25 protein-coding genes are annotated in these 22,610 nt (G+C 53.9%); 11 read left to right on the plus strand and 14 right to left on the minus strand.

The window, feature by feature from the left end; all coding sequences use genetic code 11:
• The first annotated feature begins 49 nt into the window (after positions 1 to 49).
• The 5 genes from pnp to mtr all read left to right on the plus strand — a co-directional run bounded on the left by pnp (position 50) and on the right by mtr (position 6,700).
• Positions 50 to 2,185, plus strand: coding sequence for a polyribonucleotide nucleotidyltransferase (pnp, locus tag AC07RN_RS15535; protein WP_478336760.1), 2,136 nt, complete (start codon positions 50 to 52; stop codon positions 2,183 to 2,185).
• A 107-nt stretch (positions 2,186 to 2,292) separates the two neighbouring features.
• The gene (nlpI, locus tag AC07RN_RS15540) at positions 2,293 to 3,177 is read left to right on the plus strand and encodes a lipoprotein NlpI (protein WP_015960584.1); all 885 of its coding nucleotides are present in this window, start codon (positions 2,293 to 2,295) and stop codon (positions 3,175 to 3,177) included.
• 107 nt (positions 3,178 to 3,284) lie between these two features.
• Positions 3,285 to 3,365 (plus strand): protein YrbN, encoded by an 81-nt coding sequence (gene yrbN, locus AC07RN_RS15545; RefSeq protein ID WP_097919743.1) that lies wholly within the window; start codon positions 3,285 to 3,287, stop codon positions 3,363 to 3,365.
• On the plus strand, positions 3,358 to 5,313 hold the full coding sequence (locus AC07RN_RS15550; RefSeq protein ID WP_478336761.1) for a DEAD/DEAH family ATP-dependent RNA helicase: 1,956 nt from the start codon (positions 3,358 to 3,360) through the stop codon (positions 5,311 to 5,313). Before yrbN ends, AC07RN_RS15550 begins: the two co-directional genes overlap by 8 nt.
• Before the next feature lie 142 nt (positions 5,314 to 5,455).
• Positions 5,456 to 6,700, plus strand: a complete 1,245-nt coding sequence (gene mtr, locus AC07RN_RS15555) for a tryptophan permease (protein ID WP_478336762.1) — start codon at positions 5,456 to 5,458, stop codon at positions 6,698 to 6,700.
• Between the two features lie 46 nt (positions 6,701 to 6,746).
• Here the strand turns inward: mtr and AC07RN_RS15560 are convergent, their stop codons facing one another.
• The 3 genes from AC07RN_RS15560 to ubiU form a co-directional block, all read right to left on the minus strand.
• Entirely contained in the window at positions 6,747 to 7,754 is a 1,008-nt protein-coding gene (locus AC07RN_RS15560) for a luciferase-like monooxygenase (RefSeq protein WP_478336763.1), read from the minus strand.
• Between the two features lie 131 nt (positions 7,755 to 7,885).
• A complete protein-coding gene (locus tag AC07RN_RS15565) occupies positions 7,886 to 8,764 on the minus strand; it encodes a U32 family peptidase (RefSeq protein WP_478336764.1) in 879 nt (292 codons plus the stop codon).
• A gap of 8 nt (positions 8,765 to 8,772) precedes the next feature.
• Positions 8,773 to 9,768, minus strand: a complete 996-nt coding sequence (ubiU, locus tag AC07RN_RS15570; protein WP_015960579.1) for a ubiquinone anaerobic biosynthesis protein UbiU — start codon at positions 9,766 to 9,768, stop codon at positions 8,773 to 8,775.
• Positions 9,769 to 9,987: 219 nt separating this feature from the next.
• On the opposite strand from ubiU, the gene ubiT reads away from it, so the two are divergent.
• Positions 9,988 to 10,512 (plus strand): ubiquinone anaerobic biosynthesis accessory factor UbiT, encoded by a 525-nt coding sequence (gene ubiT / locus AC07RN_RS15575; protein WP_015960578.1) that lies wholly within the window; start codon positions 9,988 to 9,990, stop codon positions 10,510 to 10,512.
• Positions 10,506 to 11,009 (plus strand): GNAT family N-acetyltransferase, encoded by a 504-nt coding sequence (locus AC07RN_RS15580; protein WP_015960577.1) that lies wholly within the window; start codon positions 10,506 to 10,508, stop codon positions 11,007 to 11,009. The genes ubiT and AC07RN_RS15580 overlap by 7 nt, the downstream gene beginning before the upstream one ends.
• On the opposite strand, the gene AC07RN_RS15585 is transcribed toward AC07RN_RS15580, so the two are convergent.
• The gene (locus AC07RN_RS15585) at positions 10,996 to 11,337 is read right to left on the minus strand and encodes a GIY-YIG nuclease family protein (RefSeq protein ID WP_478336765.1); all 342 of its coding nucleotides are present in this window, start codon (positions 11,335 to 11,337) and stop codon (positions 10,996 to 10,998) included. The genes AC07RN_RS15580 and AC07RN_RS15585 overlap by 14 nt on opposite strands.
• Positions 11,338 to 11,351: 14 nt before the next feature.
• On the opposite strand from AC07RN_RS15585, the gene AC07RN_RS15590 reads away from it, so the two are divergent.
• Positions 11,352 to 11,780 (plus strand): YhbP family protein, encoded by a 429-nt coding sequence (locus AC07RN_RS15590; RefSeq protein WP_015960575.1) that lies wholly within the window; start codon positions 11,352 to 11,354, stop codon positions 11,778 to 11,780.
• Here the strand turns inward: AC07RN_RS15590 and AC07RN_RS15595 are convergent.
• On the minus strand, positions 11,766 to 12,284 hold the full coding sequence (locus AC07RN_RS15595; protein WP_015960574.1) for a type 1 glutamine amidotransferase domain-containing protein: 519 nt from the start codon (positions 12,282 to 12,284) through the stop codon (positions 11,766 to 11,768). The two genes, AC07RN_RS15590 and AC07RN_RS15595, sit on opposite strands and share 15 nt — an antisense overlap.
• 126 nt (positions 12,285 to 12,410) lie before the next feature.
• On the opposite strand from AC07RN_RS15595, the gene AC07RN_RS15600 reads away from it, so the two are divergent.
• Complete coding sequence (locus AC07RN_RS15600; protein WP_015960573.1) at positions 12,411 to 13,055, plus strand: NAD(P)H-binding protein; 645 nt, start codon at positions 12,411 to 12,413, stop codon at positions 13,053 to 13,055.
• A gap of 39 nt (positions 13,056 to 13,094) precedes the next feature.
• A complete protein-coding gene (locus AC07RN_RS15605) occupies positions 13,095 to 14,132 on the plus strand; it encodes a permease (protein ID WP_478336766.1) in 1,038 nt (345 codons plus the stop codon).
• Positions 14,133 to 14,180: 48 nt separating this feature from the next.
• Here the strand turns inward: AC07RN_RS15605 and dolP are convergent, their stop codons facing one another.
• The 4 genes from dolP to AC07RN_RS15625 are packed head-to-tail and all read right to left on the minus strand — an operon-like array spanning position 14,181 to position 17,895.
• A complete protein-coding gene (gene dolP / locus AC07RN_RS15610) occupies positions 14,181 to 14,756 on the minus strand; it encodes a division/outer membrane stress-associated lipid-binding lipoprotein (protein ID WP_015960571.1) in 576 nt (191 codons plus the stop codon).
• 9 nt (positions 14,757 to 14,765) lie between these two features.
• Positions 14,766 to 15,356, minus strand: a complete 591-nt coding sequence (gene diaA / locus AC07RN_RS15615) for a DnaA initiator-associating protein DiaA (protein ID WP_015960570.1) — start codon at positions 15,354 to 15,356, stop codon at positions 14,766 to 14,768.
• Between the two features lie 20 nt (positions 15,357 to 15,376).
• Positions 15,377 to 15,772: a YraN family protein gene (locus AC07RN_RS15620; protein WP_131486393.1), complete on the minus strand. Its 396-nt coding sequence runs from the start codon at positions 15,770 to 15,772 to the stop codon at positions 15,377 to 15,379.
• Positions 15,730 to 17,895 (minus strand): penicillin-binding protein activator, encoded by a 2,166-nt coding sequence (locus AC07RN_RS15625; RefSeq protein WP_478336767.1) that lies wholly within the window; start codon positions 17,893 to 17,895, stop codon positions 15,730 to 15,732. The genes AC07RN_RS15620 and AC07RN_RS15625 overlap by 43 nt, the downstream gene beginning before the upstream one ends.
• Positions 17,896 to 17,956: 61 nt before the next feature.
• Here AC07RN_RS15625 and rsmI point away from each other — a divergent pair, with 61 nt between their 5' ends.
• Entirely contained in the window at positions 17,957 to 18,823 is an 867-nt protein-coding gene (rsmI, locus tag AC07RN_RS15630; RefSeq protein WP_015960567.1) for a 16S rRNA (cytidine(1402)-2'-O)-methyltransferase, read from the plus strand.
• A gap of 39 nt (positions 18,824 to 18,862) precedes the next feature.
• Here rsmI and AC07RN_RS15635 read toward each other — a convergent pair whose 3' ends face one another.
• From AC07RN_RS15635 to kbaY, 5 genes are read right to left on the minus strand one after another with little or no spacing between them, the layout of a single operon-like run.
• On the minus strand, positions 18,863 to 19,573 hold the full coding sequence (locus AC07RN_RS15635; protein WP_478336768.1) for a galactosamine-6-phosphate isomerase: 711 nt from the start codon (positions 19,571 to 19,573) through the stop codon (positions 18,863 to 18,865).
• Positions 19,574 to 20,365 carry a PTS galactosamine transporter subunit IID gene (gene agaD, locus AC07RN_RS15640; RefSeq protein ID WP_478336769.1) on the minus strand — a complete coding sequence of 264 codons (792 nt, stop codon included), beginning with the start codon at positions 20,363 to 20,365 and terminating at the stop codon, positions 19,574 to 19,576.
• The gene (gene agaC, locus AC07RN_RS15645) at positions 20,355 to 21,158 is read right to left on the minus strand and encodes a PTS galactosamine transporter subunit IIC (RefSeq protein WP_478336770.1); all 804 of its coding nucleotides are present in this window, start codon (positions 21,156 to 21,158) and stop codon (positions 20,355 to 20,357) included. Before agaC ends, agaD begins: the two co-directional genes overlap by 11 nt.
• A gap of 51 nt (positions 21,159 to 21,209) precedes the next feature.
• Complete coding sequence (agaB, locus tag AC07RN_RS15650) at positions 21,210 to 21,686, minus strand: PTS galactosamine transporter subunit IIB (protein WP_041689723.1); 477 nt, start codon at positions 21,684 to 21,686, stop codon at positions 21,210 to 21,212.
• A gap of 42 nt (positions 21,687 to 21,728) precedes the next feature.
• A complete protein-coding gene (gene kbaY, locus AC07RN_RS15655) occupies positions 21,729 to 22,607 on the minus strand; it encodes a tagatose-bisphosphate aldolase subunit KbaY (protein ID WP_478336771.1) in 879 nt (292 codons plus the stop codon).
• Between the last annotated feature and the right edge of the window lie 3 nt (positions 22,608 to 22,610).

The raw sequence follows: 22,610 nt of genomic DNA on the forward strand, positions 1-22,610 counted from the left end.
CGACAGCACACCGTGGGTGTGCTGTCATCTATTAAGAAAGGACAGAATTTTGCTGAATCCGATCGTTCGTAAATTCCAGTATGGTCAGCATACCGTCACGCTGGAAACCGGCATGATGGCACGTCAGGCTACTGCTGCCGTTATGGTAAGCATGGATGACACTGCTGTATTCGTGACCGTAGTTGGCCAGAAAAAAACTAAGCCAGGCCAGGACTTCTTCCCGCTGACCGTTAACTATCAGGAGCGTACTTACGCTGCTGGTAAAATTCCTGGTGGCTTCTTCCGTCGTGAAGGCCGTCCAAGCGAAGGCGAAACCCTGATTGCGCGTCTGATTGACCGCCCGGTTCGTCCGCTGTTCCCGGAAGGCTTCATTAACGAAGTTCAGGTTATTGCCACCGTTGTTTCCGTTAACCCACAGGTTAACCCGGACATCGTAGCGATGATCGGCGCATCCGCTGCGCTGTCTCTGTCCGGTCTTCCGTTCAACGGTCCTATCGGTTCTGCTCGTGTGGGTTATATCAATGACCAGTACGTACTGAACCCGACTCAGGACGAGCTGAAAGAAAGTAAGCTGGATCTGGTTGTTGCAGGCACCGAAGCTGCAGTGTTGATGGTTGAATCGGAAGCAGAACTGCTGAGCGAAGACCAGATGCTGGGCGCAGTGGTCTTTGGTCACGAGAAGCAGCAGATCGTTATCGAAAACATCAAAGATCTGGTGAAAGAAGCCGGTAAACCACGTTGGGACTGGCAGCCAGAGGCCGTTAACGAAGCGCTGAATGCGCGCGTTGCTGCACTGGCTGAAGCGCGTCTGAGCGATGCATATCGCATCACTGACAAACAAGAACGTTATGCCCAGATTGATGTGATCAAATCTGAAACCATCGCTACGCTGGTTGCAGAAGATGAGTCTCTGGACGCTAACGAACTGAGCGAAATTCTGCACGCTATCGAGAAAAATGCTGTTCGTAGCCGTGTTCTGGCTGGCGAGCCGCGTATCGATGGCCGTGAAAAAGACATGATTCGTGGTCTGGATGTACGTACAGGCGTTCTGCCACGTACTCACGGTTCTGCACTGTTCACCCGTGGCGAAACTCAGGCGCTGGTGACTGCGACTCTGGGCACCGCTCGTGACGCACAGAACATCGACGAACTGATGGGCGATCGCACTGACAGCTTCCTGTTCCACTATAACTTCCCTCCGTACTCCGTAGGTGAAACCGGTATGGTGGGCTCGCCTAAGCGTCGTGAAATTGGTCACGGTCGTCTGGCGAAGCGTGGAGTTCTGGCTGTTATGCCAGAAGCTGACAAATTCCCGTATACCGTTCGTGTGGTTTCTGAAATCACCGAATCTAACGGTTCTTCTTCTATGGCTTCCGTGTGTGGCGCATCTCTGGCTCTGATGGATGCTGGCGTACCGATCAAAGCTGCTGTTGCGGGTATCGCAATGGGCCTGGTGAAAGAAGGCGACAACTTTGTTGTTCTGTCTGACATTCTGGGCGACGAAGATCACCTGGGTGATATGGACTTCAAAGTCGCGGGTTCCCGCGAAGGTATCTCTGCGCTGCAGATGGATATCAAAATTGAAGGCATCACCAAAGAAATCATGCAGGTTGCACTGAACCAGGCTAAAGGTGCGCGTCTGCACATCCTGGGCGTGATGGAACAGGCGATTAACGCGCCACGCGGCGACATTTCTCAGTTCGCACCGCGTATCCACACCATCAAGATCAGTCCAGACAAGATCAAAGATGTTATCGGTAAAGGCGGTTCTGTTATCCGTGCTCTGACCGAAGAAACCGGCACCACCATCGAAATCGAAGACGACGGTACTGTTAAAATTGCAGCGACCGACGGTGAGAAAGCGAAATTCGCTATTCGTCGTATCGAAGAGATTACGGCAGAAATCGAAGTGGGCCGTATTTACAATGGTAAAGTGACTCGTATCGTTGACTTTGGCGCATTCGTTGCCATTGGTGGCGGTAAAGAAGGTCTGGTTCACATCTCTCAGATCGCTGACAAGCGTGTTGAGAAAGTGACTGATTACCTGCAGATGGGTCAGGAAGTTCCAGTTAAAGTTCTGGAAGTTGATCGCCAGGGCCGTGTTCGCCTTAGCATCAAAGAAGCAACCGAGCAGACTCAACCTGCTGCCGCGCCGGAAGCGCCGGCTGCAGAGCAAGGCGAGTAACGTTGCATTTGCCCTCCGCATTAGTGGAGGGCCTATTATCAGGCAGGACGCCTTGTTAGCAGCCGGGGGACAGGACGTTCATCCAATAGTTGTCTTCGGGAGTGGAAATGAAGCCTTTTTTGCGCTGGTGTTTCGTTGCGACAGCTTTAACGCTGGCAGGATGCAGCAACTCTGCCTGGCGTAAGAGCGAAGTTCTCGCAGTGCCATTGCAACCCACTTTGCAGCAAGAAGTGATTCTGGCACGCATGGAACAAATTCTTGCCAGTCGGGCTTTAACCGATGATGAACGCGCACAGCTTTTATATGAGCGCGGAGTGTTGTATGATAGTCTCGGTCTGAGGGCACTAGCGCGAAATGATTTTTCACAAGCGCTGGCAATCCGACCTGATATGCCTGAAGTATTCAATTACTTAGGCATATATTTAACGCAGGCAGGCAATTTTGATGCTGCCTATGAAGCGTTTGATTCTGTACTTGAGCTTGATCCAACTTACAACTACGCGCACTTGAATCGCGGTATCGCATTGTATTACGGCGGTCGTGACAAGTTAGCGCAAGATGATCTGCTGGCGTTTTATCAAGACGATCCTAATGATCCTTTCCGTGTCCTGTGGCTTTACATCGTTGAGCAGAAGCTCAATGAGAAGCAGGCAAAAGAGGCGTTAAAACAACGTTTCGAGAAATCGGACAAGGAACAATGGGGATGGAACATTGTCGAGTTCTACCTGGGCAACATTAGCGAAGCAACGCTAATGGATCGGCTCAAGGCGGACGCAACGGATAACACCTCGCTCGCTGAGCATCTCAGTGAAACCAACTTCTATTTAGGTAAGTACTACCTAAGTCTGGGGGATATGGACAGCGCTACGGCACTGTTCAAATTGGCGGTTGCTAACAACGTACACAACTTCGTTGAGCACCGTTATGCATTGTTGGAATTATCGCTCTTGGGCCAGGAGCACGACGACCTGGCAGAATCGGACCAGCAATAGCTGACGACATAAACATCAGCCCGTAATCTTTTGATTGCCATCACCTTAACTGGTGAGGGCGTTGTTGTTCGTCAATACACCTACTTTGAGCCGGTTCACACTTTTCAATGAAAATCGCTAATCATTTTCACGATGAGTTATGTAGACTGGCCGCCATTAATATCGAGGCACTTGTACTACATGGCTGAATTCGAAACCACTTTTGCAGATCTGGGGCTGAAGGCTCCTATCCTTGAAGCCCTTACCGATCTGGGTTACGAAAAACCATCTCCGATCCAGGCAGAATGCATCCCGCATTTGCTCTCTGGTCGTGACGTGCTGGGCATGGCCCAGACTGGCAGTGGTAAAACCGCAGCATTCTCGCTGCCCCTGCTGAACAACATTGATCCGGAACTGCGTGCACCGCAGATCCTCGTATTGGCTCCGACCCGTGAACTGGCTGTTCAGGTGGCGGAAGCTATGACTGAATTCTCTAAACACATGCGCGGCGTGAATGTGGTAGCCCTTTACGGCGGCCAGCGTTATGACGTGCAGTTACGCGCCCTGCGTCAGGGCCCACAGATTGTCGTCGGTACGCCGGGTCGTCTGCTGGATCACCTGAAACGCGGTACACTGGATCTCTCTAAACTGAAAGGTCTGGTTCTGGATGAAGCTGACGAAATGCTCCGCATGGGCTTCATCGAAGACGTAGAAACGATTATGGCGCAGATCCCAGAAGGTCATCAGACCGCTCTGTTCTCTGCAACCATGCCAGAAGCGATCCGTCGTATTACCCGTCGTTTCATGAAGGATCCGCAGGAAGTGCGTATCCAGTCTAGCGTAACGACGCGCCCGGACATCAGCCAGACTTTCTGGTCGGTACACGGAATGCGTAAAAACGAAGCGCTGGTGCGTTTCCTGGAAGCAGAAGATTTTGATGCGGCGATTATCTTCGTTCGTACCAAAAATGCGACTCTGGAAGTGGCTGAAGCGCTGGAGCGTAGCGGTTATAACAGCGCCGCGCTGAACGGTGACATGAACCAGTCACTGCGTGAGCAGACTCTGGAACGTCTGAAAGACGGTCGTCTGGATATTCTGATTGCAACTGACGTTGCAGCACGTGGTCTGGATGTTGAGCGTATCAGCCTGGTTGTTAACTACGACATCCCGATGGATTCTGAGTCTTACGTTCACCGTATCGGTCGTACCGGTCGTGCGGGTCGTGCGGGTCGTGCGCTGCTGTTCGTTGAGAACCGTGAGCGTCGTCTGCTGCGTAACATTGAACGCACCATGAAGTTGACCATTCCAGAAGCAGACCTGCCTAACGCAGAGCTGCTGGGCAAACGCCGTCTGGAGAAGTTCGCCGCTAAAGTACAGCAGCAGCTGGAAAGCAGCGATCTGGACAAATATCGTGAACTGCTGACGCAAATCAAGCCGACCGCGGAAGGCGAAGAGCTGGATATCGAAACGCTGGCTGCAGCACTGCTGAAAATGGCTCAGGGCGAACGCGCTCTGATCGTGCCAGCTGATGCACCGATGCGTCCTAAGCGTGAATTCCGTGAACGTGACGAGCGCTTTGAGCGTCGCGACCGTAATGACCGTGGCGATCGTAACGATCGTGGCCCACGTCCAGAACGTGCTGCTGGCGCTGCTGGCGAAGAGCGTCCACGTCGTGAACGTCGTGAAGCTGGCGATATGGAACTGTACCGTATTGAAGTTGGCCGTGATGATGGTGTTGAAGTTCGTCATATCGTTGGCGCTATCGCTAACGAAGGCGATATCAGCAGCCGTTACATTGGTAACATCAAACTGTTTGGTACTCACTCAACTATCGAGCTGCCTAAAGGCATGCCGGGCGAAGTTCTGCAGCACTTTACTCGCACCCGCATCCTGAACAAGCCGATGAACATGCAGTTGATGGGTGATGCCCAGCCGCGTCCAGACCGTGGTCCTCGTCGTGAAGGCGATCGTCCTGCGGGCGAACGTCGTAGCTTCGGTGGCGGTGAGCGTCGTGAAGGCGGTCGAGGTCCTCGTCGTGATGGCGCAGCGCCAACTGGTGCTGGTGCTGGTGCAGGTCGCTTCAGCGGTGAACGTCGTGAAAACCGTGGTCCACGCCGCGAAGACGGTGCTGCTCCTACTCGTCGTCGCGACGCGTAAGCCTTTCGTCTCTAGCGTAAAGTAATATATACAGCCCCGATAAAGACTATCGGGGCTTTTTTTATTCCTTTTGTACTCCTGTACTGGTACAGTGCGACGCATTAGATTGAGTAGCACTATTTTTCACTGGAGAATTGGCGGTATGGCGACACTAACGACCACACAAACGTCACCTTCGCTGCTTGGCGGCGTGGTGATTATTGGCGGTACCATTATTGGTGCGGGGATGTTTTCTCTGCCGGTGGTGATGTCGGGTGCGTGGTTTTTCTGGTCACTGGCGGCGTTGGTGTTTACCTGGTTCTGCATGTTGCATTCCGGACTGATGATCCTTGAGGCGAACCTTAACTATCGCATTGGGTCGAGCTTCGACACCCTCACCAAAGACTTGCTCGGCAAACGCTGGAACGTGGTCAACGGCATCTCTATTGCCTTTGTGCTGTATATCCTCACCTACGCGTATATTTCAGCGAGCGGTTCGATTCTTCACCATACTTTTGCGGAAATGTCGCTGAATGTTCCGGCGCGCCTGGCGGGCCTGACGTTTGCTATCGCAGTGGCTTTTATCGTCTGGATCAGTACCAAAGCGGTCAGCCGCATGACGGCGATTGTGCTCGGTGCCAAAGTCATCACTTTCTTCCTGACTTTCGGCAGCCTGCTGGGGCATGTCACGCCGACGACGCTGTTTAACGTGGCAGAAAGCAACGCATCCTACTCGCCGTATTTGCTGATGACGCTGCCATTCTGTCTGGCATCATTTGGTTATCACGGCAACGTGCCGAGCCTGATGAAGTATTACGGTAAAGATCCGCACACCATTATTCGCTGCCTGGTATACGGCACGCTGCTGGCGTTGGCGCTTTATATCATCTGGTTGTTAGGGACGATGGGCAATATTCCGCGTCCGGAGTTTATTGGTATCGCGGCGAAGGGCGGAAACATTGATGTGCTGGTACAGGCGCTGAGCGGCGTCCTTAACAGCCGTAGTCTGGATCTGCTGTTAGTCGTCTTCTCAAACTTCGCCGTTGCGAGTTCTTTCCTCGGGGTGACGTTGGGGCTGTTTGACTATCTCGCCGATCTGTTTGGTTTTGATGATTCCGCCATTGGACGTTTAAAAACGGCGCTGCTGACCTTTTTGCCGCCGATCGTTGGCGGGCTGATGTGGCCGAACGGTTTCCTGTATGCCATTGGCTATGCGGGGCTAGCGGCAACCATCTGGGCCGCGATTGTTCCGGCACTGCTGGCGAGAAAATCGCGTAAACGTTTCGGCAGCCCAAAGTTCCGCGTCTGGGGCGGAAAGCCGATGATTGCGCTGATTCTGGTGTTTGGCGTTGGCAACGCGCTGGTACATATCCTGTCGAGTTTTGATCTGTTGCCGGTTTATCAGTAAATCCCTCTTTTCACCCTCTCCCGCAAGGAGAGGGTGCTCATCATCATTAACCCAGCAGTTCTTCTTTCACCTGCATCGCTAAATCAAAGGAATGCAAACGCGCCTGGTTATCGTAAATTTGTCCGTTAACCATAATCTCGTCCGCCTGCGTTTCACGCAGTACCGCTTCCAGACCGTGACGTACTTTCGCTTTATCCCCCACCAGAGACATGCTCAGCGCTTGCTGGACACCGTACTGTTCTGATGCCGACCAAAGCTGATGCATATTTTCCACCGGTGGCGGCAGCTGTCCGCTTTCGCCACGACGTAACTTCGCGAAGGCTTGCTGCATCGAGGTAAACAAGAATTCCGCATCACGATTGCTGTCTGCCGCGATGATGTTGATGCACACCATGGCATACGGCTTTTCCAGTCGTGCCGACGGTTTAAAGTGAGTGCGGTAGAGATGCAGCGCCTGATGCAGCATATCCGGTGCAAAATGCGAGGCAAACGCAAACGGCAGGCCAAGCTGCGCTGCCAACTGCGCGCTATAAAGGCTTGACCCTAACAGCCATACCGGCACCTGCTCGCCGTAACCTGGCACCGGGCGTACCTGTGGATTGGGATCATGTGCATCAAACCAGTCCACTAATTCCGCTACATCGCGCGGGAAGTTATCAATATCACCGCCCATATGGCGACGCAGCGCACGCATGGTAGGCTGATCGCTACCGGGCGCGCGTCCCAATCCTAAATCGATACGACCAGGATAGAGCGTATTCAGCGTGCCAAATTGCTCAGCAATCACCAGAGGGGAATGGTTTGGCAGCATCACACCGCCCGAGCCAAGATGAAGCGTGGTGGTATTGGCGGCAAGATAGCCAATCAGTACCGACGTTGCCGCGCTGGCGATGCCCACCATATTGTGATGTTCCGCCAGCCAGTAGCGATGATAGCCGCGCTGTTCCGCGAGACGGGCAAGATCCAGAGAATGCGAGAAAGCTTCTTTGGCAGAAGAACCTTCGGGAATCGGTGCCAGGTCCAGCACCGAAAACGGAATGGATTTATCAGTCATAACAGCTCACTTTGTCGACGGTGAATCTTTTAATAGTGCATTAAAATTTGATAACCGTTGTTAACAAAGTGAGCTTTATTCACGTCGTCCTTCACGCAGCCCTGATGCAACTTGAAGGATTTGGCGTCTCTTTACGCCTGCAGTTCCAGCCCCGCCAGACGTTTCCAGTAACCGTTGCAGTCACTGTTTGCCTTTAACGGCAAAGGCGCGCCACCCTTTTCATTGGCGCGGAACGCATCCATCATCGCGAAAACATCGGTATCCAGCGGGGAGAGACGCACCATATCCACCACGCCATGCATCGATGTTAACTCGTTGCCAAGGTTATACACGTAACCGCTCATCGTCTGAATGCCGTTGAGGACAAACACCTGCTGATTTTCCTGCGATAACATGTTGCGCCCGTTCGGGTATTTGATGCAGCAGGTTTCACATTCGTCTTTGGGCTTGTCTTCCGAGCGGGCGGTAAAGCAGCGCGCCGAGTAGGCCAGCGGCAGGTGCCCGTAGCTCAACACTTCCACTTCAAACCGATCGCGGATGCCCAGATCGTCGCACTGGTTCAGCAGATTGACGAGCCAGTCGCGGGACAACTCTACAGGCATACACCAGCGGATCATCCCTTGTTTTAGCAGCAGGCGCAGCGTCACCGCGTTGTAGCAGTTCAACGCATGTCCGGCCACGAACGGCAGTTTACGCTCGGCGCACATGTTCACCACCCCGAGATCGCTGGCTTCCAGCAGGAAATCCCCGTTCTCGACGTAACGTTTGATCTCGCCCAGTTCCGACGACGCCTGTACCAGCGCCAGCGTTGAGAGCACCACCTGTTTCCCGCTACCTGCCAGACTTTTGGCCATCTCCAGCCATTCGCCCACCTTGGTGGCGCGACGTTTACTGCACACGGATTCACCGAGATAAATCGTGTCGGCGCTGCTTGTCGCTGCCTGCTGGTAAAAATCTTCCAGCGTCTCTTTTGACCAGTAATAGAGCACCGGTCCTAATGAATATTTCATTGATTATCTCACTGCCATTTACGGTGATATGCACCCAGCGTGGTTTGCGTGCCTTCAGACATAGCGCCAAGCGTCTCCATCCAGGCGGGCTGCGGAGCGTAGTTCTGCGGATCGGCCATGCAGCGGTCAATCGCCTGACGCCACACTTTTGCCACCTGGCTGACATACGCCGGGCTGCGTTGACGACCTTCGATTTTGACCGAGGCGATATTAGCGGCCAGCAGCTCTGGCAGCAGTTCCAGCGTATTCAGGCTGGTCGGCTCTTCCAGTGCGTGGTAACGCTCGCCATCCACCAGATAGCGACCTTTGCACAGCGTCGGATAGCCCGCGTTTTCGCCATCCTGGTAACGGTCGATAAGCACGTCGTTAAGACGCGACTCCAGCCCTTGCGGCGTTTGCTGCCAGCGGACAAAGCGGGCAGGGGAACACGCGCCCACGGTATTCGGTGATTCACCGGTCAAATAAGAGGAAAGGTAGCAACGCCCCTCCGCCATGATACACAGGCTACCGAAGGCAAAAACTTCCAGCGGAACTGGCGAGACGCGCGCCAGTTGCTTAACTTGATGAATAGACAGCACGCGCGGCAATACCACACGAGCCACGTCAAAGTGACGATGATAGAAGCGAACCGCCTCTTCGTTGGTGGCGGAAGCCTGAACAGAGACATGGCGCTCAATATGCGGATAGCGTTCTGCGGCATACTCAAGCATGGCGAGGTCAGCGAGAATCAGCGCATCCGCGCCAAGCTGAGCCGCCATATCCACGGCGCGCTGCCAGCGCGCGTAGCCATCGGGATGAGCAAAAGTATTGATGGCGATATGTAATTTACGACGGTGCTGATGTACGAAATTGACGGCTTCCTGGAGTTTTTTCTCCGTGAAATTCAGGCCAGCAAAGTGGCGGGCGTTAGTATCATCTTTCAGCCCAATATAGACCGCGTCGGCGCCATTTTCGATGGCCGCCTTAAGTGCCGGGAGGTTTCCGGCTGGACAGAGCAGCTCCATAATTTATCCTGATTCCGCTGCCCCAGAGGGCACAAAATTGTTAACGAACGGGGAGTTTAATTAACCTCCGTGCGACAATTTTTGATTTAAGGCAGTTAATGGCGTATTGATGACACCAATAATGAATGTTGCAGCAAGACGGTTTGTTGATTTACGCCGCTACGGCTACCGCCGGATATGGCAAAATGACCGGATTAACGATATCAGGGAGTAAAGCTCGTGCTGGATAAACTGCGTTCACGTCTCGTCCAATTTGGCCCATCACTGTTGAGCGTGCCGGTAAAATTGGCGCCGTTCGCCCTTAAACGTCAGGTTCTTGAGCAAATGCTCAGCTGGCAATTTCGTCAGGCGCTTGAAGAGGGCGAGCTGGCGTTTCTGGAAGGCCGCTGGCTGAGTATTGAAGTGCGTGATATTGGGCTGCGCTGGTTTACCTCGGTAGAAAACGACCGATTGATCGTCAGCGATTCTGCCACGGCGGACGTCAGTTTCAGCGCCGACGCCAGCGATCTGCTGATGATCGCCGCACGAAAACAGGATCCTGATACGCTCTTTTTCCAGCGTCGTCTGGTCATTGAAGGCGATACCGAACTGGGCCTGTACGTCAAAAATTTAATGGATGCCATTGAACTGGATCAGATGCCAAAGCCGCTGCGCGTGGTGCTGATGCAAATGGCCGATTTTGTTGAGGCAGGGCTAAAAACCCCGCCTGAGAGTAAACACACTTCAGTGGGTGAGCCATGCTGATTCGAGTTGAAATAGGGATTGATGCCCCGGGTATCGATGCATTGTTACGTCGTTCGTTTGCGCAAGAGAGTGAGGCACGGCTGGTGCACGATCTCCGTGAAGACGGATTGATCACCCTGGGGCTGGTGGCCACCGATGACGAAGGTCAGGTGGTTGGCTACGTGGCATTTAGTCCGGTTGCCGTTCAGGGTGAAGAGTTGCAATGGGTTGGAATGGCTCCGCTGGCGGTCGATGAAAACTATCGCGGTCAGGGTCTGGCACGTAAGCTGGTCTATGAAGGACTGGATTCACTGAATGAATTTGGTTATGCGGCGGTGGTTGCGCTGGGCGATCCGGCGTTTTATGGGCGTTTAGGGTTCGAACCGGCTGCGCCGTACGATTTGCATTGCCGCTGGCCGAATACGGAGACCGCATTCCAGGTGCATCGTCTGGCGGATGACGCACTGAACGGCGTCAGCGGTCTGGTTGAGTATCACGACCACTTTAATCGCGTTTAACAGGCGGCGTTTGCAGGCTTTCGTATAGCGCCTCAAACGAACCGTCCCCGGCGACGAGGCGCTCTTTCTGATGCTTCGTCAGCTGCTTAATGCGGTACTCCATCTTCAGCGCCAGTGAGCGCTCGCCAACGGGCGCGGAAAAGGCCAGTGAGAGTTCACCTTTTCCCCGCAGCGCTTTCGCGCCTTTCCCTGTTTGATGTTCAAGGAAACGCCGCCCGACGTCGGTGGTAATTCCGGTGTAAAGCGCGTTATCAGCCGTTCTGACGAGATAGAGAAACCAGCACACGGTAAGCATGTTCAGTATCTTAAGGTGAATGCACCATAGCATGAGAGAGAGCAAAAATGGAAACTCTGGCCGCCATTAACCGCTGGCTGGCAAAGCAGCATGTCGTGACCTGGTGCGTGCACCATGAGGGCGAGCTGTGGTGCGCTAACGCGTTTTATTACTACGATCCTGATCGCGTTGCGTTTTACGTCTTAAGCGAAGACAAAACGCGCCATGCGCAGATGACCGGGACGAGAGCAAAAGTCGCCGGGACAATTAACGGGCAGCCGAAAAACGTCGCGCTGATTCGCGGCGTCCAGTTTCAGGGTGAGATTCGTCGTCTGGAAGGTGAGGAAAGCGACAGTATGCGCAGGCAGTACACACGCCGCTTTCCGGTGGCTTTGGCGTTGTCAGCGCCCGTCTGGGAAATTCGTCCTGACGAGCTCAAGTTCACTGACAACACCTTGGGCTTTGGTAAAAAGCTTCACTGGCTACGCGCCGAGTAAGCGCAACGCCTCACGATTAAATGCGGGCAGATCGTCCGGTGTACGGCTGGTCACAAGCTGATCCTGATCGACCACCACCTCTTGATCATAGAAGTCGGCACCCGCGTTTTTAAGATCAATCACGATCGGTTTAACGGCCGTCAGTTTGCGCCCGCGCACCACTTCGGCGCTGATCAGCAGTTGCGGCCCATGACAGATCGCGAAGACCGGTTTGCCGCTGGCGACAAAATCACGGGTAAACGTGACAAAGCGCTCGTCACCGCGCAGGGTATCCGGCGAATGGCCGCCTGGCAGTAAAAGCGCGTCAAACTCAGCCGCTGTGACGTCGTCAATGGACTTATCGATTGTCACGTTAGCCTCGCCTTTATGGCCTTTCACCGTTTTCCCCGCCTGTGTATCTATTGTCACAACTTCATGTCCCGCTTTGCGGAACGCCTCAGCAGGCGAGGTGAATTCTGAATCTTCAAACTCGTCGGTGATCAAGACCGCTATTTTCTTGCTCATGTTTCCTCCGTTGTTTTGGCTTCAGACAGATTTTTCTGCGTTTGTGGTAAATACTTACCCAACAGACTACTCAGTGTGGTCGAACAGGCTGAAACCGCATACGGACTAATCTGTAAAGGAGATAAAATGAGCCAGGTATTGATTACAGGCACAACCGGGCTGGTCGGCGGCCATTTGTTACGGCTGTTGATGCAGGAGCGCAAAGTCAATTACATCGCCGCCCCGACACGCCGCCCATTGACCGATATTTCAGGCGTCTTTAACCCTTACGATCCCCAGCTCACCGATGCTCTGGCGCAGGTCAAGGATCCAATTGATATCGCTTTTTGCTGTCTTGGCACCACGCGTCGTGCAGCTGGAAGCAAAGAGGCGTTTATTCATGCCGACTATACGCTGGTGGTGGATACAGCGCTCACGGCGAAAAAGTTGGGAGCGAAACATTTTCTGGTGGTCAGCTCAATGGGCGCCAATGCCCGCTCTCCCTTTTTCTACAATCAGGTGAAAGGGAAAATGGAAGACGCATTGATCGCGCAAAACTGGGAACGGCTGACCATTGTGCGTCCGTCTATGCTGCTCGGGGATCGCGATAAGCAGCGCTTCAATGAATCGATTTTTGCGCCGTTGTTCCAGCTTTTTCCCGGAAACTGGAAATCTATTCAGGCGAGAGATGTTGCGCGTGCCATGTTGCACGAGGCGTTTTCTCCGACGCAGGAAGGGGTCAACATTATACCCTCGGCAAAACTGCGTGAAATTGCAAAAGGTGAGGCGTAAAATCCCCCGGCTCATTAATGACTCTCCCCGGGATAGGTTATGACTGGTCAGTCTTCATCTCAGGCGGCAACACCCTTTCAGTGGTGGAAACCCGCACTCTTTTTTCTCGTCGTTATCGTCGGTCTTTGGTATGTGAAATGGCAGCCCTATTACGGTAAAGCCTTCACCGCTGCCGATACTCACAGCATAGGCAAATCCATACTCGCCCAGCCGGACGCTAGCCCGTTGCAGGCGGCGTGGGATTACGCGATGATCTATTTCCTCGCCGTATGGAAAGCCGCGGTGCTGGGCGTGTTGCTGGGATCGTTGATTCAGGTTCTGATTCCGCGCAACTGGCTGATGCGAACGTTAGGCCAGCCGCGTTTTCAGGGCACGCTGTTGGGGACGATTTTCTCTCTGCCCGGCATGATGTGCTCCTGCTGCGCAGCGCCCGTGACGGCTGGCATGCGGCGTCAGCAGGTATCAATGGGTGGCGCGCTGGCATTCTGGATGGGAAACCCGGTGCTCAATCCCGCCACGCTGGTCTTTATGGGCTTTGTGCTCGGCTGGCACTTTGCGTTGATCCGCCTGGTGGCCGGGCTACTGACCGTGCTGATTGTGGCCTCTGTAGTCCAGTATCTGTTTAAAGATAAAGATGCCCTGCCAGCGCCCGTAGACGTCGTCACGCCTGAAGCGCAGGGCGGATTCTTTGCCCGCTGGGGAAAAGCGTTGTGGCAGCTCTTCTGGAGCACCATCCCGGTGTATATCCTTGCGGTACTCGTGTTAGGCGCGGCACGCGTCTGGTTATTCCCTCACGCAGACGGCGCGATCGATAACACGCTGCTGTGGGTGATTGCGATGGCGGTGGCCGGATGCTTGTTTGTGATTCCGACTGCGGCTGAAATTCCGATTGTGCAGACGATGATGCTCGCCGGTATGGGTACCGCTCCCGCGCTAGCACTGTTAATCACGCTGCCAGCCGTGAGCCTTCCGTCGCTTATCATGCTGCGCAAGTCATTCCCGGCGAAAGCGCTGTGGCTGACGGGGTTGCTGGTCGCATTAAGTGGTGTGATAACAGGCAGTATTGCGCTGCTGTAAAACAAAAAACCCGGCTTCCGCCGGGTTTGTCTTATCATGCAAACGCGTTTACTTAATATAGGTAAATGCGGTTGTCACGTGCTTCACGCCGCTCACACGGCTGGCGGTATCGGCCGCGGCTTTGCCTTCACGATCGGTGACCAGGCCGAGCAAGAACACTTCGCCATTCTCGGTGGTGACTTTCACGTTGGAGGATTTCACCTGATCGCTACCCAACAGCTGTGAACGCACTTTGGTGGTGATCCAGGTATCCGACGATGCCGTTCCCAGACCAATAGGCTGACCCTGGCGAACTTCGTTGAACACTTCCGTGGTGCCTTCTACGCCCATGGCGATTTGTTTCGCGCGGGCAGCCAGCTCCAGATTGGGTGCCTGGCCTGCCAGCAGCACTTTGCCCTGATAAGCGGTCACGTTAATGCGCGCTTCTTTCTTAATTTGTTCGTCTTTCGACAGGGCGCTGTTGACGCGCAGTTCCAGCGTGCCGTCATCGACTTGAGTACCCACAGAGCGCGGATCGGTTGCTGCTTTGGTGCCGACAGCCGCTGTACCTACCACAGCCGCAGCGATACATCCTTGAAGCAGCAGCGCAGAAATAAGGACTGCGAGGGGCGTTAATGCCTTCATTAGTACTCCTTAATCATCCTGGTGAGGGAAAAGCGTGTTATCAATCAAATCGCATAGACAGTTCACCGTCAGCATGTGCATTTCCTGAATGCGCGCACTGCGATGAGAGGGAATGCGAATTTCCACATCCTGCGGGCCTAAAAGGCCTGCCAGTTCACCACCGTCATACCCTGTTAGCGCGACAATAGTCATATCACGCGTCACGGCAGCTTCGACGGCTTTCACGATATCACGGCTATTTCCGCGCGTAGAAATCGCCAGCAGAATATCCCCGGCGTGGCCTAAGGCTCGAACCTGTTTTGCGTAGATTTCATCATGAAGACGATCGTTGGCAATCGCGGTTAAGACCACATTATCGGTATTAAGTGCAATGGCAGGTAAACTAGGGCGTTCTGTTTCAAAACGATTGATCATGCTGGCAGCAAAATGCTGTGCGTTGGCGGCGGAGGTGCCGTTGCCACAACAGAGGATTTTGTTGCCATTGAGCAGGGACTGCACCAGCGTCATTGCTGCGCGTGAAATAGCTTCCGGGAGGGCTTCCGCCGCTGCAATCTGAGTTTGAATGCTTTCTGTGAAGCAAACCTTAATTCTTTCGAGCACGTTATCCCTTTAAATCTTAATTATGCGTCTTCGCCAAAAGCGTTTTTAAGCCACTCGATGTCGTTTCCGGTGAAGGCTACCACATCGAACCGGCAATCCACAGTATCAAAACTCCCATTATGGCGGGCAAGCCACAAGTGGGCAGTCTGTAATAATTTATGTTGTTTGGCGAGCGTCACGCTGGCGGCAGCGCCACCAAATCGGGACGACTGTCGGAAACGTACCTCAATAAACACGATAACCTGACCGTCTTTCATGATCAGATCAATTTCGCCGCCACGTCCGTGAACGTTAGCGGCGATAAAACGCAGTCCTTTGCCTTCCAGCCAGCGACGCGCTTTTAGCTCCCACGCGTCGCCCGTCTGTTTGCGGCTTAACTCGCCGGGACGATCTGCCCCTGCTGGTATTTGAGCCATGATAACTTCCTGTTAATCACACAATCCTGGGTAGCGGTCAGATCGCCGGTGTTGCCGTTAAGCTCAAAGCCCGGCACCTGACGCATCTTGGTAAAGTGGTTCGCCAGCGCCCACGCATCCACGCCCATCGCGTACAAACGCGCGAGTGAATAGTCGTTACGTACGCTGCTCAGCGCCTGCTGCATCAGCGCCGGGTTGCTACCCGCCAGCATAGGGATTTCGCTGTATTGCAGGCCGTCCATTTCCAGACGGAAATCAGGCCCAGCCGTCCCCTGTGCGCTGCGCGAGCTGGCATACAATGTTACGCCGCTTTGGCTGCCGTTGCGCATGGCAATCATCGGTTTGATAAAGGCAATTTCTTCTGGTGTCGCGACGATATAAGCCGCATCCACTTTGCCGCCGCCGCTGATTTGCGCGTCAGTTGGTGGAGCCGGAATCGTCAGACCGCCGATGGTCACGCCTTGCTGCTGCGGCAGACTGGCCGAAACCGGGCTACCGGTCAGTGCAATACCTGACCCGCCGTTCACGCCAGCTCTCAGCTCAGAGGTTGAGCCAAATTTCTGCTGCAACACGATATTACCGCCGAGCTGTTGCCATTCCTGAGCAAACGCGGTGGCGACGCGGTCACCCAGCGCGCTACGCGGTGTCAGCAGCAACGGAACCTGTTTTCCCTGTTCGTGGATATGACGCGCCGCATCGCGGGCTTCGTCTTCTGGTGAAAGGGCGAAGTAACAGATATTCGCGCGATTCTGAACTTGCTCAGGCTGGTTAAGCGCCAGCACGTTCAGCGAAGTGTTGCTCTTCATCAACTCTTCGACGTTGTTCTTCAGCAAGGGGCCAACCACGATACTGGCACCGTCCTTCTGAACTTGCGCCAGCACCTGATCGAGTGGCTGCGAACTGGTGTCATAGACTTTCAATTCTGCACCCGGATTCGCGGTCGTTGCAGCAACGGCTTGCGGCTGCGCGGCAGGCTGCTGATCGGGCGTCGTGGTTTGTGGTTGTGCCGTTGCCGCATCGGTTGCCGGAGCTGCCTGAGGAACAACAGGCGTTTGTGCTTCCGCTGGCGCTGCGGTTTCTGCAGGGGCCTGCGTGGTCGCTGGCGGCGTTGTCGGAGCGGTCACTGGATTTTGCATCGTGCCTTGAGCTGGCGCTTGTGCAGAGGTCAAATCGCTGGTTTCCACCGCAGACGGGCTAATGACATCGTTCACATTCGCGGCTTGCGCTGCTTGTGCAGGAACGGCGTTACCTGCCACCGCAGTGGTGCCATTTTTCGCAGCTTCAAAGCCCTGCTGAATGGTGCGACCAAATACCGCCGCCTGACCATTCAATGGCAGCAAAAGGGCGATTTTGCTGACGGAGGCAGGCTGGAAGTTCTGCACGTTGACCAACTGCGTCGGCAGCATTTTCGCCCCCGGGTTTTGCGGGTAACGCGTCTGCCAGTCGGTAATGCCCGCTTTCAGCATTTTTGGATCGCTGCGGTTGTTGAACCACATCTGCTGCAAATCCATCCAGCCTTGCAACACATTCTCATCAGCGTTGATTACCAGCGCCTGAGCCTGTTCCGGCGTCATTGCAGAGAGCGCTTGCCAGGTGGCATCGATGTTTTTCTGCTTATCCGCGCCGCTCAGCAGCGGCTCTTGCGCAATGAGCGCGCGCAGGAGTGGTAGGGAAGGTCGGCCCTGTTCGGCAGCGATAACGGCCTGCCAGTAACGAGCTTGTTGGTTGTTTTCCAGCGCTTTCGTATCGATATCCGCCAGCAGTTTTTTCGCGGCCGGATACTCTTTCTGCGCGATTTTCAGCTCAGCCGCCAGCAGCGATTGCTCGCCGCGCTGCGTATTGTTCAGTTCCTGCGGCAACTGGTTATACAGATCGACTGCCTGCTGCGTTTTACCTTCATTCAGCAGTGCACGAATGGCAAGTAATTGCCAGTTGGTCTTGGTATCATTTGAGCTCTGCGACATTTGTTGCAGATAAAAGCCGGAATCAGCCTGCGCGGAACCCTGCATATGGGCGGCAGTCTGATCGGGCGCCTGAGTGCCACAGCCTGCGAAAATCAGGGCTGCCAGCATAATAGGAAGGCTGCGCGAAGCTTTTGTTCGAAGAAACGTTAAGGGTACCATACTGTATCCAGTGATTTTTTTAGGCAATGCTCAATATTAAATCGGCAATACGGACTAAACAATGAAACAACACGAAACGGCAGATAATTCTCAAGGCCAGCTTTATATTGTACCTACTCCTATCGGGAATTTGTCTGATATTACCCAACGTGCGCTCACCGTATTACAAGCCGTTGATTTAATTGCTGCTGAAGATACGCGTCATACGGGGTTACTGCTGCAGCATTTCGCGATCAGCGCCCGTTTGTTCGCTTTGCACGATCACAATGAGCAACAAAAAGCCGAAACGCTGGTGGCGAAACTCAAAGAAGGGCAAAACATCGCGCTGGTATCCGATGCTGGTACGCCGCTGATCAACGATCCCGGTTATCACCTGGTGCGCACCTGTCGCGAAGCCGGTATCCGCGTCGTGCCGTTGCCAGGCCCTTGTGCCGCGATTGCCGCTTTGAGCGCCGCAGGTTTGCCTTCTGACCGCTTCTGCTACGAAGGTTTTTTACCCGCCAAATCGAAAGGCCGTCGCGACACGCTGAAAGATCTTGAAGCCGAACCGCGCACGCTGATTTTCTATGAGTCTACCCATCGCCTTCTGGACAGTTTAGAAGACATGGTCACCGTGTGGGGTGAAGCACGCTATGTGGTGCTGGCGCGCGAATTGACCAAAACCTGGGAGAACATCCACGGCGCGCCGGTTGGCGAGCTGCTGGCCTGGGTGAAAGAAGACGAAAACCGCCGCAAAGGTGAAATGGTACTGATCGTTGAAGGCCATAAAGCGCAGGAAGAGGCGCTGCCAGCCGAAGCGCTGCGTACGCTGGCATTGCTGCAAACCGAACTGCCGTTGAAAAAAGCCGCCGCGCTTGCCGCCGAAATCCACGGCGTCAAAAAGAACGCGCTGTATAAGCATGCGCTGGATCAGCAGGGCGAATCGTAACAACGAGCCGGGCAAACGTCGCGTTGCCCGGCTGACTATTCACATATCGCAGTAAAGACAGGTGGTTTTCGGATGCAACCAAAGGAATGACGCCGGAATTTGGGTTGTCACTTTCCCTTCCTTAAACGCCGCAAATGCCCGCTGTTTCCCTTCGCCAGAAACCAGCAATAAGACTTCTCTCGCTGCCAGAATATCGCGTAAGCCTAAGGTAATCCCTTTCTCGACCGGGACGTTTGCCTGTTTCAGCATCTCATGGAGCCGGGTGCGCTCATCAAGATGCGTAATATGACAGGCAGGTTCCAGTTTCTCATCCGGTTCGTTCAGCCCGAGATGTCCATTTTTGCCGATTCCCAGAATGCACAGATCCAACCCTCCGCGCTGGGCAATTTGCTCCACAATTCGCGCGCATTCCTGTTCATCGGCGTTGTCAGACCTGAACGAAATGTAGTTGTCAGGCGCAATGCCGAGTGGCTGGAGAATATGGTGCTGCAAGAAAACCTCGCAGGTGGCCGGGTTGTCTGGCGCTAATCCCACCCATTCGTCCAGCTTGACGAAGGTGATCCGGCTAATATCAACCTGTTGTGCGATGATCTTTTCAACCAACAGCTGATAGGTCATCACCGGCGTCGCACCTGTCGCGAGACAGATGACGGCGTCAGGTTTGCGATGAATCAGCGCTAATAATTTCTCGCTGGCGGCTTCGCTGAGCGAGCGGTCATCACTTTTTACCTGGAACGTTATGCCATTCATTTACAGAATCCCCAGCGCAGAACCGACGATAGCCAGCACAAATGTCACCGCAATCAGCAGAACCGGATGCGCTTTTTTCACGCGTAAAAGGTAGTACATCAACAAGGTATAGCCCATGGGTAAAATGTTGGGGAAGACCTTATCGAAGAAGTCTTTTTGCAGCGCAACGTTGTGGGTGGCATCGATGGCAAACGTGGTGACGACGTTGATATGAACGTAGGAAGCAATCAGCCCGCCGATCACCGTGATCCCCAGAATTGTTGCTGAGCGGGCAATCATCTGCGAATTTTCTCGCACCTTATCGATCGCTTTTATCCCCACCGTATAGCCAACGTGCGTCCAGCCCACGCGCAGGAAGAAAATGGCGAGATAGACGGCGAAGAACAGAATCGGTCCCAACAGGTTGCCCTGGCTGGCAAACGATGAGCAAATCCCGGCCATAATCGGTAACAGCGTAAACCAGAAAATCGCGTCGCCGATCCCGGCGATAGGACCAAACAGCGCTACTTTGAGGCCTTTAATCGTGCTGCGGTTTTCGCCTTTCTCCTCCATGGAGATCAGCAGTCCCATCAGGAATCCCACCAGGTTTGGGTGCGTGTTGATAAACTCCAGATGGTCCTTCATGGCCGCGCTAAGGCCTTCTTTATCGCCTTTGTAGATCTTCTTGAGGATCGGCAACATCGCCCATGTAAAGCCGCCCGCCTGCATACGCTCGTAGTTAAAGCTGGCCTGCAGCAGTGAAGAACGGAACCCCAGGCGCGTAATGTCTTTTTTACTGATTTCAGATCCCATTGCTGTAATCCTCTTCATCTTTTTTCGCAGCGGAAGCCTGAGGCTGAGCGGCGTTTTTGGCTTTCGCGTTAAAGAACTCATACACCGCAAATCCGGCCCCTAACACAGCGACCGGCAGCAGGCTGCTGACCTGGATGTAACAGACAAATAAGAAACCAGCGATCAGGTAAGGGATGTACTGCGCTTTGAACATCACGCGCAACAGCAAGCCGAAACCGACAGCAGGAAGAATGCCCCCCGCGACTTCAAATCCGTGCGTCAGCCAGGCCGGCATGGCCTTGACCAGCGCCTGCATCGCCCCTTGAGCAAGATATGTGCAGAGGAACGTGATCACCGCGTAAGTGAAGGCCACAATCAGCGTGGTCGTCCAGTTAAGACGGGCGAATCCCGCGGTATTTGTCTCTTTCGCATACCTGTCGGCTTTCGACATAAACAGGGAGAATGCTGAATAGAAAAACAGAATGACGTATTGCATTAACAGGCTAAACGGCAGCCCCAGTCCGATGGCTGTTTTGGCATCGACACCGGTAGACCAGGCAATGACAGTGGTCATCACCCCGGCCATGATGGGGTTAGGTGGCTGCACGCCACCCGCGGGTGTGAGACCCGCAAATGCCAGCTCGGTCAGACCGCCGGTAATCAAGCCGATATGGATATCACCCAAAATCGCCCCGGTAAGGGTACAAACGATAATAGGACGAAACAGAAACAGCGCTTCCAGCCAAAAATCAATCCCTAAGAAAAACACTAACGCGGCCAGGGAAATCCCCTGAATCAATGTTATTTCATGCATTTTATTGCCTCGTAATAGCGACTTTAGTTTTTGAATGTCGAGACAGGGCGATTAATCAGGAATACTCTCTTTCGCATCCCCCGGGACATCCTGGATAAAGAGATTCACGCCGCTGCGCTTGATAAAGCGCAGATCGTCGAGATCCCGATCGTCGACATAAACTTTGCTGCTGATCTGCCGTTTACCTTCCGAAAAATGCATATTCCCAACGTTAACGTCGTTTAGCGGTACGCCGGCTTCAATTAGCTTCCTGACAATGTCCGGCGTACGGCAAATCAGGAAGATCTTCTGATGCGGCGCGGCCTTAGAAATGATCGCGGCAGTTTTTTCGATTGAAAAAAAGCGAATGCCGAAACCGTAGGTATCCGCGGTGATCCCCATCAGCTTTTGTTGGATCTCGTCTTTCGCGACGTCGTCATCGACGACGATCAGCAAATTAGCGCCGATGGTTGAGGTCCATGTGACCCCAACCTGACCATGCACCAGGCGGTTATCGATCCGGGTTAATAAAATATTAGGAGCGCTCATCATCTTCATTCCTGCCCATAGTGTGTTGTGTTGTGCGAGTTTTTATAAAACGACGGCGGAGTCGAGCACGAGTTTGTTGGCCGAGCCGCAGACGTTGATTTTGTTTTTTACCACCTCTTTCATGGCGTCCATACCGACACGCATGTAAAAGCGCGGATCGTTTCCCTGCGGATTTTTGTTGAACCACTCTTTGATGGCGGCTGAAAACGCGATTTTCAGTTCCGTCGCCACGTTCACTTTACAGACCCCCAGCTCGATCGTGCGGCGCACGAATTCATCCGGAACGTCGCTTGCACCGTGCAGCACGAGAGGGATATCCACAACGTCACGGATTTCAGCCAGACGTTGAAAATCAATTTTTGGCCGCTTGGTGTAAAGCCCATGTGCCGTGCCTATTGCCACGGCCAGACTGTCGACTCCCGTGAGCTCCACAAAGCGTTTTGCTTCCTGCGGATCGGTCAGAAATGCGCTTTCGGCATCCACGCTCATGTCATCTTCAACGCCGCCCAGACGCCCCAGTTCGGCCTCGACACTGCAATCATTGAGATGGCAGAAATCCACAACGGATTTCACCAGCGTCACGTTTTGCTCAAACGGGAAGTGGCTGCCGTCGATCATTGCGCTACGCACGCCCGCATTGACCTTGCGACGAATGTCATCCAGCGACTCATGGTGATCGAGATGCAACGCCAGCGGCATGTCGTAACTGATGGAATACGCGCTGCACAGCGCGTAGATCTCTTCTAGTGCGATATGTTTAAAGGTGCCCGGCGTGCCCGCGAGGATCACCGGCGATCGCATTTCGCTGCACACTTCGAGAATGGCCTGGATCGTTTCGGCGTTATGAATGTTAAACGCGGGAACCGCATAGCCTTTGGCTTGCGCATCCTGCAGAAGGTATTTCGTTGAGATAATGCTCATGAT

It is taken from the genome of Lelliottia sp. GFLA7 (genome assembly GCF_056490165.1).